The 13813-nt window shown below is 59.2% G+C and carries 14 protein-coding genes and 1 pseudogene; 4 read left to right on the forward strand and 11 right to left on the reverse strand.

Annotation, left to right across the window (positions count from 1 at the left end):
• From pstA to OZ656_RS18835, 3 genes are all read right to left on the reverse strand, one after another.
• Window positions 1-1275 carry a phosphate ABC transporter permease PstA gene (gene pstA, locus OZ656_RS18825; RefSeq protein ID WP_113879120.1) on the reverse strand — a complete coding sequence of 425 codons (1275 nt, stop codon included), beginning with the start codon at window positions 1273-1275 and terminating at the stop codon, window positions 1-3.
• Complete coding sequence (gene pstC / locus OZ656_RS18830) at window positions 1268-2656, reverse strand: phosphate ABC transporter permease subunit PstC (RefSeq protein ID WP_011787035.1); 1389 nt, start codon at window positions 2654-2656, stop codon at window positions 1268-1270. Before pstC ends, pstA begins: the two co-directional genes overlap by 8 nt.
• Window positions 2657-2797: 141 nt before the next feature.
• The gene (locus OZ656_RS18835) at window positions 2798-3850 is read right to left on the reverse strand and encodes a substrate-binding domain-containing protein (RefSeq protein WP_379944787.1); all 1053 of its coding nucleotides are present in this window, start codon (window positions 3848-3850) and stop codon (window positions 2798-2800) included.
• 192 nt (window positions 3851-4042) lie between these two features.
• Between OZ656_RS18835 and OZ656_RS18840 the strand changes: the two genes are divergently transcribed.
• Window positions 4043-4447 (forward strand): acyl-CoA thioesterase, encoded by a 405-nt coding sequence (locus tag OZ656_RS18840; RefSeq protein WP_011787037.1) that lies wholly within the window; start codon window positions 4043-4045, stop codon window positions 4445-4447.
• Here OZ656_RS18840 and OZ656_RS18845 read toward each other — a convergent pair.
• The 8 genes from OZ656_RS18845 to OZ656_RS18880 all read right to left on the reverse strand — a co-directional run bounded on the left by OZ656_RS18845 (window position 4444) and on the right by OZ656_RS18880 (window position 11513).
• Complete coding sequence (locus OZ656_RS18845) at window positions 4444-5535, reverse strand: DUF3524 domain-containing protein (protein WP_272999113.1); 1092 nt, start codon at window positions 5533-5535, stop codon at window positions 4444-4446. The genes OZ656_RS18840 and OZ656_RS18845 overlap by 4 nt on opposite strands.
• Before the next feature lie 40 nt (window positions 5536-5575).
• The gene (locus OZ656_RS18850) at window positions 5576-6751 is read right to left on the reverse strand and encodes an MFS transporter (protein ID WP_272999112.1); all 1176 of its coding nucleotides are present in this window, start codon (window positions 6749-6751) and stop codon (window positions 5576-5578) included.
• A 78-nt stretch (window positions 6752-6829) separates the two neighbouring features.
• Window positions 6830-7627 (reverse strand): ABC transporter permease, encoded by a 798-nt coding sequence (locus OZ656_RS18855; protein ID WP_286896575.1) that lies wholly within the window; start codon window positions 7625-7627, stop codon window positions 6830-6832.
• Complete coding sequence (locus OZ656_RS18860; RefSeq protein WP_286896573.1) at window positions 7614-8222, reverse strand: ATP-binding cassette domain-containing protein; 609 nt, start codon at window positions 8220-8222, stop codon at window positions 7614-7616. The genes OZ656_RS18855 and OZ656_RS18860 overlap by 14 nt, the downstream gene beginning before the upstream one ends.
• A 7-nt stretch (window positions 8223-8229) precedes the next feature.
• Window positions 8230-8901 carry an SDR family oxidoreductase gene (locus OZ656_RS18865; protein ID WP_278351005.1) on the reverse strand — a complete coding sequence of 224 codons (672 nt, stop codon included), beginning with the start codon at window positions 8899-8901 and terminating at the stop codon, window positions 8230-8232.
• Window positions 8894-10105 (reverse strand): organoarsenical effux MFS transporter ArsJ, encoded by a 1212-nt coding sequence (gene arsJ, locus OZ656_RS18870; RefSeq protein WP_379944788.1) that lies wholly within the window; start codon window positions 10103-10105, stop codon window positions 8894-8896. Before arsJ ends, OZ656_RS18865 begins: the two co-directional genes overlap by 8 nt.
• Before the next feature lies 1 nt (window position 10106).
• Window positions 10107-11111 (reverse strand): ArsJ-associated glyceraldehyde-3-phosphate dehydrogenase, encoded by a 1005-nt coding sequence (locus OZ656_RS18875; protein ID WP_379944789.1) that lies wholly within the window; start codon window positions 11109-11111, stop codon window positions 10107-10109.
• A 45-nt stretch (window positions 11112-11156) separates the two neighbouring features.
• Window positions 11157-11513, reverse strand: coding sequence for a metalloregulator ArsR/SmtB family transcription factor (locus OZ656_RS18880; protein ID WP_379944790.1), 357 nt, complete (start codon window positions 11511-11513; stop codon window positions 11157-11159).
• A gap of 136 nt (window positions 11514-11649) precedes the next feature.
• Here OZ656_RS18880 and OZ656_RS18885 point away from each other — a divergent pair.
• From OZ656_RS18885 to OZ656_RS18895, 3 genes and pseudogenes are all read left to right on the forward strand, one after another.
• Window positions 11650-11757, forward strand: a pseudogene (locus OZ656_RS18885) (arsenical resistance protein ArsH); the annotation flags it as partial.
• 9 nt (window positions 11758-11766) lie between these two features.
• Window positions 11767-12837, forward strand: a complete 1071-nt coding sequence (arsB, locus tag OZ656_RS18890) for an ACR3 family arsenite efflux transporter (protein ID WP_228224180.1) — start codon at window positions 11767-11769, stop codon at window positions 12835-12837.
• 124 nt (window positions 12838-12961) lie between these two features.
• Window positions 12962-13759 carry an undecaprenyl-diphosphate phosphatase gene (locus OZ656_RS18895; RefSeq protein ID WP_379944791.1) on the forward strand — a complete coding sequence of 266 codons (798 nt, stop codon included), beginning with the start codon at window positions 12962-12964 and terminating at the stop codon, window positions 13757-13759.
• Window positions 13760-13813 lie beyond the last annotated feature (54 nt).

A 13813-nucleotide genomic window follows, 5' to 3' on the forward strand; every position in this document is an offset into this window, starting at 1 on the left:
TCACCATCGGCGCTCAAGACGCTTACGAAGCCAGATGGCCAATGCATTCATTCCAATCAGGAAAGTCAGCAGCACCATGATGGCTGCTGACGCTCGTTCGATAAAGGCAAGTTCCGGGCTGCCGGCCCACAGGAACACCTGTACAGGCAATACCGTGGCGGAATCGAAGAAGCCATCGGGCACATCCACGATAAAGGCCACCATGCCAATCAACAGCAAGGGTGCAGTCTCTCCCAGGGCCTGGGCCATGCCGATGATGGAACCGGTCAGCATGCCCGGCATGGCCAGCGGCAGCACATGGTGCAACACCACCTGCATCTTGGAGGCACCGATGCCCTCGGCCGCCTCACGGATGGAAGGCGGCACACTCTTGATCGCCGCACGGCTGGAAATAATGATAGTGGGCAGGGTCATCAGGGTCAGTACCAGACCACCCACCACCGGCACCGAACGCGGCATGCCGAACAGGTTGATGAACACCGCCAGACCCAGCAGACCGAAGATGATCGAGGGTACCGCCGCCAGGTTGTTGATGTTGACCTCAATGAAGTCCGTCAGTTTGTTCTGGGGCGCGAACTCCTCCAGATAGATGGCCGCAGCCACCCCGATCGGGAACGACAGCGCCAGAGTCACAACCATGGTCAGCAAAGAGCCAACAATCGCCCCGAGAATGCCGGCACGGGACGGATCCCGGGAATCGCCCCGGCTGAAAAACACGTCATTGAATCCGGTATCCACCACGCCGCGCTCGTACAATGCATCTACCCACGCCTGCTGCTTCTCGTTCAGCTTGATGGAGTAGTTCTCATCCCCGGCATGTTTGACGTACACATCCACATCGGTATGGGACAGGAAGGTCATGGTCTGGGTGGTATTAAGTAACTCCGGGTTTTCCCGAAGCGCATCCCGCAGCTGATTGGAGGCATAGGGATTGATCAGATCCCGGACATCGTCCCTGTCCGACTCCCCGGCTTCCGGGATTTCTTTCATCAAGGCGCGGATCAAGGGCTCGACAAAGTCGGCCATTTTCATCTGGCGTTCGTCGGACGCGTCGTCCAGATACATGGCCTCACCGTCGATATCCACCTCCAGGGTAACGGTGGTTTTGATAAAGGCGGTATGGCCCTTGCCAATAATATCGGCAAACAGGATCACCAGAGCCGACAGGGCAATGGCGATGGCAGCGATACCATAGGCACGGAAGCGGCGTTCCTTGCGGTAACGGCGCTTGAGTGACTGGCGGACAAGTTCCGCCTGTGAACGTTGATCAGTCATACTGTTCCCGATATTTGCGGACAATTTTCAGAGCAATAACGTTAAGCAGGAGCGTGGCCAGGAACAGCATCGCACCCAGGGCGAAGGCGGCCAGAGTTTTGGCGCTGTCGAACTCCTGGTCACCGGTCAGCAGGGTGACAATCTGCACGGTTACGGTGGTCACCGATTCCAGCGGGTTAGCGGTCAGATTCGCCGCCAGGCCTGCAGCCATCACCACGATCATCGTTTCACCAATGGCCCGGGATACCGCCAGCAGTATCCCGCCCATGATCCCGGGCAACGCCGCAGGAAAGATAACCTTTTTCATGGTTTCGGACTGGGTGGCGCCGAGCGCCAGCGAACCATCCCGGAGCGTTTGCGGCACGGCGTTGATAACGTCGTCGGAAAGAGAAGAAACGAAAGGAATAATCATGATGCCCATCACCCCACCGGCTGCCAAGGCACTTTGGGAAGACGCATTGATACCCAGGGAAGCGGCAAAATCACTGATAAACGGCGCCACCGTCAGGGCGGCAAAGAAGCCGTAAACCACAGTCGGAATACCCGCCAGCATTTCCAGCAGCGGCTTGAAAATACCCCTTACCCGCTTGTTGGCATACTCAGACAGATAGATAGCCGATAAAAGCCCTACCGGGACCGCAACCACCATGGCAATGGCAGAGATCAGCAGCGTGCCTGTAAACAGGGGCACCATCCCGAAGGCGCCCTCGGCTGCCACCTGATCGGCGCGCAACGCCGTCTGGGGGCTCCATTGGGTGCCGAAGAAAAACTCAAAGAAGGAAATCTTCTGGAAGAAACGGAAGGTCTCAAAGGCAACCGAAAAGACAATGCCAACCGTGGTGAGGATCGCCAGCGCAGCACAGGCGAAAAAGATCCACTTCAGGGTGGTTTCAACCTGGCTCCGGGCATTCAGCTTCGGGCTGATCCGGATCCAGCCCAGAAAACCCGCCAGCACTGCAACGGCCACAACCAGAACCGACATGTAGAGCCGACTTTGAGCACGCAACGCCTGCAACCGCTCGGCTGCCTCGGCAATCGGAGCCTCGACAAAGCCCGGAGGCAGGGCGCCACTGGCCACATTGCTGATTTTGCTGAGCAGCAGACTGGCTTGCCCTGCCCCTTCCGGCACCAGGTCTGGTGGCAGGGAGCCGATCACCAGCAACTGAATGACTTTACCCTGAAATGCCGCCCACAGTGCCAGCACAATCAATGCCGGAATGCCGCACCAGAGCGCAGCACGGGCACCGTAATAGAACGGCAGGGATTTGAGATGCCGGATACCACCCATCGGCATGGCCAATGAGCGGGAGCGGGCATATCCAAGACCATAAGCCACCACCACGAAGGCAATGACCAATAGCATGAGGTTAGCCGGTTGCATGAAAATTCCTGTTTGACACGTTTAGCAGGTCACAAGTGTAAAGCGTAAAAAACCAATTCGCACTTTCAACTATCTTACGTGCGAAAGGGTGCGGCCCTTCAGAGCCGCACCCTTTCGCTCACTACTCGCGGTAGTCCGCGCTTACATCAGCTCGTCTTTGGTCAGGTTAGGCATCTTTTCAGCCTTCTCCTGCAGATCCATCAGCGCATCGCGCGGCGGAACGATCAGACCAACGCTTTTCAGGTAGCCATTCGGGCCCATGGCGCCCATGCCGGTGAACTCCTGAGCGTATTCCTGGATACCGGGAACCACGCCCACGTGGGCTTTCTTCACGTAGAAGAACAGTGAACGGGCAACCGGGTAGTCATCGGCAGCGATCGCTTCGGCAGTCGGAACCTTGCCGTTCAGAGTAGCGGCCTGCAGACGATCAGCATTCTCTTCCAGGAAGCTGTAACCGAAGACGCCGTACATGCCGGTATCACCAATCAGTTTCTGGACGATCAGGTTGTCATTCTCACCCGCTTCGATGAAAGCGCCGTCTTCGCGAATGCTCTGACACACACCTTCCATGCCATCTTCACTCATGTTGGCAACCGCAGGCAGGTCTTCACAGCCGCCCTGCAGAGCCAGCTCGTTGAAGGAGTCACGGGTACCGGAAGTCGGAGGCGGCCCCATCACACGGATCGGCTTGTTCGGCAGACTGGAATCGATGTCGCTCCAGTTCTTGTACGGGTTGGCGATAAGCTCACTCTCGTTTTTCGGGTTGGGTACTTCTTTACCCAGCGCCAGGAACAGCTGCTCCAGGGTTACTTCAAGATTTTCGGCTTCTTTGGAGCTGGCGATCACGATGCCGTCAGAACCAATGCGGAACTCGGTGATGTCCTTCACGCCGTTGCTCTGGCACAGATCAAACTCGGACGGCTTCATACGACGGGAAGCGTTGGTGATGTCCGGGTGCTGGGTGCCTACGCCCTGACAGAACAGCTTCAGGCCGCCACCGGAGCCGGTGGATTCCAGCTTGGGTGTCGGGAAATCGGTGTTGGCACCAAAACGCTCGGCTACCACAGTAGCGAACGGATACACGGTGGAAGAGCCCACGATGCTGATGGTGTCACGGGCCATGGCCGGTGCAGACAGGGCGGCAACAGAGCCGGCCAGCGCAACGGTTGCAAGTGCTTTGTTCAGTTTCATCACGTCGAGTCTCCATTATTTACTTTGGACGTTGTGTCGGATCTGCTTTACCGATGACTGCATCCTAGGGGCACTCTGTGACAACTTTGTTACAGCTTTTGAAATATAGCTGTCATTGTTCAAATTTTCTTGCAGCCCCGCGCCAGCCCGTTACCATGCACAGAAAACAACTCACAAGCTGTACAGGCGATCCTGATGACTGCGTACGATGATGACAAACCGGCCCCCCGGGGCGAGATGATGCTGCAGGTGGTGCCACTGCCGTCAGACACCAATGCCAACGGCGACGTCTTCGCCGGCTGGCTGGTCAAACAGATGGATATTGCGGCAGCGACCATGGCCGGTCGCATTTCCCAGGGCCGTAATGCCACCGTCGCGATGGACAGAATGGAGTTTCTGTCACCCTTGCGTGTGGGCTCCCAGGTGGGCTGCTACTGTGAATTGGTGGACATCGGCCGCAGCTCCATGAAAATCAACGTGGAAGTCTGGACACTGGACCGCGCCTCCAAGACACCCCGCAAGGTGACTGAAGGTCTGTTTGTGTACGTGGCGATTGATGAGCATGGCCGCATCCGGGAAGTTCCGGAGCAGAATCACTAAGCCCTCGCCATTAACTGCTGAACCAGCGCCTGGTACTTAGGGGCCAGTTCCGACGCCCGCCAGCCTTGTGGCGGGTTAAGCTCGGGAGGTTTCTTTAGCAGACGTACCAGCCGTTCAGCGGCCACCAGAGATTCACCGCCGGGATCGGATTCCAGGCTCCGGTATCGGCAGTCTGCCGGCACATATTCCCGGTAGGCCAGCCGGTCCGGTGCCAGCGGCAAGCACCCGGATGCCATCGCCTCCAGCATCGCCAGACCCTGAAAATCGTGCAGGGCGGTCGACACCACGATATCGGCACTGCGCAACAGCTGGTCGTAATCTTGCCGGTGCTCCAGAAAGCCCCAGTGTTCAATTCGGCGGGCAAATTGCTGGTAAATCCGGTCAAAGGCTTGCGGGCGGCTGCGAAAACCTTCACCCACCACACTGATGCGATAGTCCAGCTTGCGCTGCTCCAGCTGTTCCAGCAGGCCGAACAACCGGTCGGGCCCCTTGTCGTATTCCCAGCGATGATTCCATAACAGATGCGGCCGTTCCCGGTTCACGGACCGTGGCTGCTCGATAAACAACCGGTCTTCAATCGGCACCGGCAGCACCGAAGACCTTTCCCTGAGCATTTCTATCACCCCGCCGGGCACCGCATCCGGCATTTTGTTGAGAAAGCCCTCGACGCCCTGCAGAAAGCTGTCCCGGTTCCAGGCACTGTTAAAGACCACCGCATCGGCGGCCAGAGCGCTGTAAAGATTGACCATCTGCGGCTCTACCCGGCCTCGCTGCTGATCGCTGACCGGAAAGGCAAACTGGTTCTCATGCATATAAAGCAGGCAGGGGGTGTTCGCGATTCGAGGGTGCAGCCCGCGCAAGGTGGCCAGATCAACCATGGAAGTGGCAATGACCAGGTCCCAGGATTCGTCCAGGCCGGGCTGATGCAGCCAGCTCACCGGATTACCTCGAATCCGCCACTGAAAGAATCTGGGCGGAAGCGCCAGCGTCTGCCAATGATAATCGGGCAGCATGGTGACCAGTTGCTCGCGCCAGCGCTGATGACTGGCAGCATCATAAGCGGACAATAACAGAATGCGTTGGGTCATGACGGTCCAAAGCAGGAGGTCGACGTAATCGGCAAGTATATCAGGCCTCGGGCTTTCCCCGGCTCAGAGACCACAGGCCGAACACCGGTCCCGGCAAAAGCAGCAACGCTACCCAGACACCCCAGGCATTCCAGAGCCCACTGGTGAGCCAGATGGCCGGCAGGGTCAGGCCAAAGCCGACCGCGTTCATGACCGCCAGAGATGAGCCAACGGTTTCTTTCGGGGCCGTGACTGCAGCCAGCGCGGAGAATTGCGGGGAATCGGCCACCACAGCGACGCCCCAAACCAGTAGCGCCGCCATCAACAACTCCGGGGGCAGCCCGTTCATCCAGGGATAGAGCAGGCACAATACCCCGGACACCATCAACGCCCGCCGGGCAACCCACTCACTACCCAGAGTCCGACTGATCCGGCCGCCGCCAATACATCCAGCCGCACCCATACCGATCACCGCAAACGACAACCAGGGGATCAAGGCATCACCCTGTCCCAGCCGCTGCAGTTCTCGCCCGATCAACAGCGGCACCAGCGTCCAGAAGGCGTATAGCTCCCACATGTGGCCAAAATAACCACCCGCCACGGCCCGGAACCGGGGCAGGCGCAAAGCAGACAGTCCCTGTCTAAGGGGAAGCCGCCCACTGGCTTTGGGCAGGTGCGGCCCGTCACCCAACAGAAACACCAACAGCCCGCCCAGTAGCGCCAGACAGGACGATGCAAACAGTGGCCACTCCCAGGGCATACCTGATGTTACCCCTCGCATCAGATGTGGCAGAGCGGTACCCAGAGTCAGCATACCCACCAGCCAGGCCAGGGCGGCGCCGGCGTATTTAGGTGTCCAGGCAATCACCAGTTTCATACCCAGGGGGTAGATTCCGGCCAGACACAGGCCGGTAGCGAACCGGAACAGGCTGTCCAGCGGAAACACCCCGGCCACCACTACAAAGCCGGCGTTCGCCAGTGCGCCCATCAGGCTCGAAATAAGGAAGATGCGGCTGGCGCCGAAGCGATCCGCCAGGCCGGTCACCGCCAGAGCAAGCGTACCGGCAATAAAACCCGCCTGAACAGAGAGCGTAAGCCGGCCCAGATCCGATTCCGCTAACCCGAGTTCGGCGGACAGGGATAGCCAGACCCCGTTGATGCTGAACCAGAGGGAGGTGCCGAACAATTGTGCGAGCACAATGACTGGCAAAGGATAACGTTGCAGTAGGCTAGTCATATTATTGTCTTTGTGGTTACCGGAAAGCCAAGCCTAGCTCGAAACCCGACTGAGACCCCATGCGACTTTGGTGCCCGATCACGGTTTGGTTAAACGATCCAGCCGCAGGCGCTCCCGGTCATCAAACAGCCGCCGGCCTCCCCAACTGACCGCCATCACTGCACCAAACCCCGTGCCGACGGTAATAAACAGCATAACCAATATCTGGTACTTAACGGCGACCGCGGGCGGGCTGCCCGCCAGTATCTGGCCGGTCATCATGCCCGGCAGGCTGACAATTCCGGCCGCCGCCATGGCGTTGATGGAGGGCATCATGCCACTGCGCATGGCTTCCCGGCGAATATCTTCCAGTGCCTGCTGCCAGGTCTGGCCCAGCATCAGCCGGTTCTCGATCACCGCCCGCTGGCGCCAGACCGAGTCATTCAGGCGATCCAGGGCCAGGCTGACCCCGGTCATGGTGTTGCCCAGCATCATGCCCAGCAAAGGAATCGCATACTGAGGGGTATACCAGGGCTCCGGACCAATCACCACCGCCAGTGCCAGCACGGTCACGGTAAACGACGACACGAACATCGCGCCGGTGCCAATACCAAACGCCCACCCGCCTTTCAGGCGTCGGCTCTGGCGCGCCACCACTTCCCGGCCTGCCACCAGCAGCATGACCGCCGCCAGCAGCGCAATCCAGTAGAAGGCGGAAGAGGCAAACAGGGCTTCCAGTACCAGGCCAATCAAAGCCAGCTGAATAACCGTTCGTATGGCCGCCACCAACAGGCTGCGGGTGATCCCCAGCCGCCCCAGGTAGGCTGTCGCTGCCAACGCCAGTACCAGCAAGGCCGCCAGGCCCAGCTTCCACCAGGCCAGGTCAATCACTTCCATGGACAGGCTCCAGTGCGGATCCTCGAATCCGATAGTGAGCGTTGGCTACCCGATGAATCTGGGCGGAATCATGGGCGACCCACAGAGTGGCGATCTGCCGCTGTTCAATCTCCTGCAACAGCCAGCGTTCGATCGCCTCTGTCGATTCGTTATCCAGATTGGCGGTCGGTTCATCCAGCAGCAGCGCGTCTGGTTCCTGAATCAAGGCCCGCCACAACGCGAGTCTTTGCCGCTCACCGGAGGACAAGCGGCTGACCGACCAGTCCATAACCTCGGCAGTGAAACCCAGAGCGGCAGGCAAACGCTCACAAGCCCCCTCAGGAAAGTGTGCGCTTACCTCATCAAACCACCACTGGCTTTCCGCCGGCACCATTACCACCTGCCGTCGCCACTGGTGTGCCGGCACACTCTGTTGATCGAGGTTATCCAGAGAAATCTGACCGCCGTGGGGCTCCAGATCGGCCACCGCGCGCAATAACCGGCTCTTGCCACTGCCAGAGGCACCGGACAGGCACGCTACCTGTCCGCCGGGAACGGTCAGCGTTACTTCACGCAGCGCGCCAACGCTGACCCCTTGCAACAACAGCCCGGTCAAAGCCAAGTCACCAGGGCAGTTCCTCACCATTGCTGTGCCAGAACGACCCGGTATTCTCCAGGGTCAGATTGGCAATGCGTTCGGCCAGCCCCCTGGCAGACTCCTCCGGCGTGATCAGCCCGCCAAAGTTCACCATTCGCGTTTTCACATAACCGGGATGCAACTGAGCCACGGCAATGCCCCGTGGTTTTAGATCCACGGCCAGTGATTTACCAAAGGCATTCAGGGCCGCCTTGGAGGCGCGATAGCCGTAGCGGCCGCCGGAGTCATTATCGGCAATGGAGCCCATCCGGCTGGTGATATTGGCGATCTTGCTGCCCTGCCCCATCAGAGGCACCAGGGCTTCGGCCACGCGCAGCGGGGCGTAGGCGTTGATTTCCATCTGGGTGCGAATGGAATCGAAGTCGATACTACCCAGCTGCTCGTCCTGCAGCAGTCCGGCGTTATTGATCAGCAGGCTGATGGACTTGCCGGCCAGACCGGATTTCAGCTTATCGATGCCGGCATCGGTGGTGACATCCACGCCGTCGATCACCTGACCCGCCACACCGGCAAGCTCTTCCGAGGACTGTCGGCATACGCCAATGACCTCGCAGCCTTCGGCGGCATAATGCCGGGCCAGTTCCAGACCAACACCCCGATTGGCACCGGTAATGACCACCACATTGGAATCAGACATAGCCTTTTTCTCCTATTGGTTTCTCCGCTCGTTCCGGCAACCATACTGACAACGCTGCCGCTGTGGCTACCAGGGCAGCGGAAATCCACAAACAGGCTTCCAGCCCGTAGGCCTGATACACCCAGCCAGAGAGAATGGTGCCCAGCAGCCGGCCGGCGGCGTTAGACATGTAGTAGAACCCCACATCCAGCGATACACCGTCGCCCCGGGCGTAGCTGACAATCAGGTAGCTGTGCAGCGAAGAGTTGATGGCAAACAGTACCCCGAACAACAGCAAACCACCAACCACCACCATCTGTGCCGGCCAGCCGGCCATCAGACCACCGGCAATGGCGGCAGGAACCAACGCCAGCACTGCCGCCCAAAGCACGGCACCGGACTTACCGTTGGCGTGGCCGGTGATTCTGGGCGCAAGAGTCTGGACAAAGCCATAGCCGATAATCCAGCTGGCCATAAAGCCGCCCACCTGCCAGTGGTCCCAGCCGAACACCGTGGCCATATACACCGGCAACGCCACCACAAACCACACGTCCCGGGCACCAAACAGAAACATCCGGGCGGCCGACAACACGTTGATGGCCCGGCTTTTGGACAGGATCTCGCTGAACTTGGGTTTGGCCTTGCTCTTGCCCAGGTCCTGACCCAGCAGGAACAGACTGGCCAGCCACACCAGCCCCAGCGCTACCGCCATGAGGATTACCGCACCGGTAAACCCGGCGGCCATCAGCAACACGCCGCCCAGAAAGAATCCCACCCCTTTCAGGGTGTTCTTGGAGCCGGTGAGAATCGCCACCCATTTGTAAAGGGTGCCCTGCTGCTCGTCCGGTACCAGCAGCTTGATACCGCTCTTGGCGGACATCTTGTTGAGGTCTTTGGCAATACCCGACAACGCCTGTGCCGCCATCACCCAGGGCACCGTGAGCATGGCCGCCGGCACGGCCAGCATGGCCAATGCAACAATCTGCAGGAACAGCCCGATATTCATGGTGCGGTTCAGGCCCATCCGGGCGCCGAGATAGCCGCCCACCAGGTTGGTCACCACCCCGAAGAACTCGTAGAAGATGAACAACAGGGCGATTTCCAGGGGCGAATAGCCCAGCTGGTGAAAGTGCAACACCACCAGCATTCGCAGGGCGCCATCGGTCAATGTGAAGGCCCAGTAGTTGCCGGTGATCACCAGGTACTGGCGAATGGCGGCATTCATATCAGGCCTGGCCTACCTTGCGCGCCAGTTCGACGGTGCGGTTGGCGTAGCCCCATTCGTTGTCATACCAGGCGTAGATTTTCACATGGGTGCCGTTGACCACCAGGGTGGACAGGGCATCAACGATGGAAGAACGGGGGTCGGTCTTGTAGTCGATGGACACCAGCGGGCGCTCTTCGTAGCCCAGGATATCTTTCAGTTCGCCCTCGGCCGCGTCCTTGAGCAGTTGATTCACAGTTTCCTTATCCGTGGGTTTCTCTACTTCAAAGACGCAGTCGGTCAGTGAGGCATTAGTTAGCGGAATCCGCACCGCATGGCCATCCAGCCTGCCTTTAAGCTCCGGGAAGATCTCGATAATCGCCGTGGCGGAACCGGTGCTGGTGGGAATCAGCGAGCTACCACAGGCACGGGCCCGGCGCAGGTCCTTGTGGGGCGCGTCGATAATGGTCTGGGTGTTGGTCAGGCTGTGGATGGTGGTCAACGAACCGTGTTTGATACCGAGTTTCTCGTGGATCACCTTCACCACCGGCGCCAGGCAGTTGGTGGTGCAGGAAGCCGCGGTGATGATGCAGTCATTGGCCGGATCGAAAATGTGTTCGTTCACGCCCATGACAATATTCTTCGCGCCCGGCTCTTTCACCGGGGCGGTGACCACCACCCGCTTGACACCCTGGTCCAGGTAGCTCTGTAGAACAGCCACCTTCTTGTTCACACCGCTGGCTTCGATCACCAGGTCGCAGCCGGACCAGTCGGTATCGGCGATGGCCTTGTTATGGGTTACCCGGATGCGCTGGCCGTCAATCAACATATCGTCATCATCGGCCATCGCTTCACGACTCCAGGTGCCGTGTACGCTGTCAAAGTTCAACAGGTGCGCCAGCGTGTGGGTGTCCGCGCCGGGATCGTTGATGGCGACGAATTCGAACTCTGGCCAGCCCCAGGCCGCCCGCAGCGCCAGCCGGCCAATGCGACCAAACCCGTTAATGCCTACTTTGATCTTGCTCATGATGTTCTCCTTGCGACCTTCGCGATCCGCATGTGCGATAAAGGATCAGGGGCACTGCACCGCCGGGCGATCCGCCATGGCCTGTAATCTGGCCAGCGGCTGCTTAATCAGTGCCGGGTTGTTAACGGCAGTTTCCTCCAGCACCCGCACCATCCAGTCTGGCAGGTGCGGACTAAGGTAATAATAGACCCATTGGCCCCGGCGCTCTGTTTCCAGCAAGCCAGCTTCACGCAGCGATGCCAGGTGGCGGCTGACTTTTGGCTGGGGCGCTTCAAAGGCCGCCATCAGTTCACACACACACAGCTCGCCATGGCGGTAGATCAGCAGCGTGGCTGCCAGCCGGAGTTCATCTCCCAATGCCTTGAACACAGTCACCGGATTGTAATGGGCTTGACCTTTCATATTTACCGACCAATATATACGCTTATTCGAATATGCAGTTTTTCGCATATTAGTGTGACACAGTGATGACGTAAAGGATCGACGATCAACATGCCAACCGCGGATCTTCCCAATATCAAAGCTGAGCTGTTCAATGTTCACCCTGCTGGTACGGGACCGCAGTGATTACCTCACCGACCGCTACTCCGAACGCAAGGAAAGCGCCGAAGAACTGTCGAAGCGTGTGAACCAACGTTCCATTTAAGGATATGCCATGAGCAGCAAAAGCGATGTGAACACGGTTGAAACCACTGACGGCGGCCTGGACCTGTTCGGGCGTTACCTGTCCGTGTGGGTGGCACTGGCCATTGTGGCCGGTGTAGCCCTCGGGCAGCTTGCCCCCTCGATTCCCGAGACCCTGTCCCGCTTTGAATACGCCCAGGTGTCCATCCCTATCGCCATCCTGATCTGGGCGATGATTTTCCCGATGATGGCGCAGATCGATTTCAGCGCCGTGGTCGGGGTGCGAAAAGAGCCGAAGGGCCTCGCTATCACCACTATCGTGAACTGGCTGATCAAACCCTTCACCATGTTCGCCATTGCCTGGTTTTTCCTGATGGTGGTGTTTAAACCCTGGATCGCCCCACAACTGGCCAGCGAATACCTGGCCGGCGCCATTCTACTGGGGGCTGCGCCCTGCACCGCCATGGTATTTGTCTGGAGTTACCTGACCAAAGGCGATGCCGCCTACACCCTGGTGCAGGTATCCCTGAACGACATCATCATGCTGTTCGCCTTTGCGCCCATTGTGGTCTTCCTGCTGGGGATTTCCGACATCCAGGTGCCCTGGGATACGGTGATTCTGTCGGTGGTCTTATACATCGTGATTCCCCTCACCGCCGGCTACCTGACCCGCCGGACCCTGATCGCACGCCACGGCGAACAGTGGTACGACAACGTATTTATGAAACGCCTCAGCCCCGTGACGCCTGCCGCGCTGATCGTCACCCTGGTCTTGCTGTTCGCCTTCCAGGGTGAAGTCATTCTGCAAAATCCGTTGCACATACTGCTGATTGCGGTGCCACTGGTTATCCAGACCGTGTTTATCTTTCTGCTGGCCTATGGCTGGGCCCGGCTGTGGAACGTGCGCCACTGCATCGCCGCCCCAGGGGCCATGATCGGTGCCAGTAACTTCTTTGAGCTGGCAGTGGCGGCGGCCATCGCCCTGTTCGGCCTGAAATCCGGCGCGGCCCTGGCCACGGTGGTGGGCGTACTGGTGGAAGTGCCCTTGATGCTGGCGCTGGTACGCATTGCCAATAACACCCGGGACAAGTTCCCGGCCTGAACGATTAAGCTGAACAGGCGCGTCGCTATCCGCGCCTGTTCAGCCGACAACCACCCTGCTAATATCGCGCTCGTTTTTTGAGCGTCGAACCCGTTAATCAGCACCACCGACCGGAATTAAAAGAATGGATATTTTCCAGGCCCTTTTCCTTGGCCTCCTCCAGGGACTGACCGAATTCCTGCCCATATCCAGCTCCGCCCACCTGATCCTGACACCGGCCTTCTTTGGCTGGGAAGACCAGGGCGTCGGCTTTGACCTGTCGGTGCACGTGGGCACACTGCTGGCGGTGGTGCTCTACTTCCGCCGGGATGTCTTCGGCATCGCCCGGGACGGCCTGATTTCCATGGGCCAGCGCAGAATCGTCGGCCAGGGCGCCCTGGCCTGGTACCTGGTGATCGGCACCATCCCGGCGGGCCTCGCGGGCCTGGCCCTGCTCGACATGATCGACAACGAACTGCGGGGCGCCTCGGTGATCTTCTTCACCACCCTGGTGTTCGGCATCCTTCTTGGCATTGCCGACTGGCTGCCCAAACGCCAGCGCACCATGGATTCCCTGAACTGGAAAGACGCCGTTATCGTTGGCGTCGCCCAGGCCATGGCTCTGGTCCCCGGCACCTCCCGCTCGGGCGTCACCATCACCGCCGGCCTGTTCCTGGGCATGACCCGGGAAACCGCCTCCCGGTTCTCATTCCTGCTGGCGATTCCGATTATCGTGCTGGCGTCGGCGGTAAAGCTGCTGGAAGTGGCCACATCCGACGTAATCGTGGACTGGAATGGTTTCCTGATTGGCGGCGTCACTTCGTTCCTGATGGCCATTACCGCCATCCACTTCTTCCTGAAGTGGCTGAACAAGGTGGGCATGTGGCCGTATGTGATCTACCGGATCATTCTGGCAGGTGTAATTTACGCCGTCTTGATGTGACCGTCTGCAGTTTGAATTGCTGACCTTGGAGTCAGGCAGGCATCGGGGTGTGCC

It is taken from the genome of Marinobacter sp. LM1 (assembly GCF_042763285.1).
In the GTDB taxonomy this organism is placed as follows: domain Bacteria; phylum Pseudomonadota; class Gammaproteobacteria; order Pseudomonadales; family Oleiphilaceae; genus Marinobacter; species Marinobacter nauticus.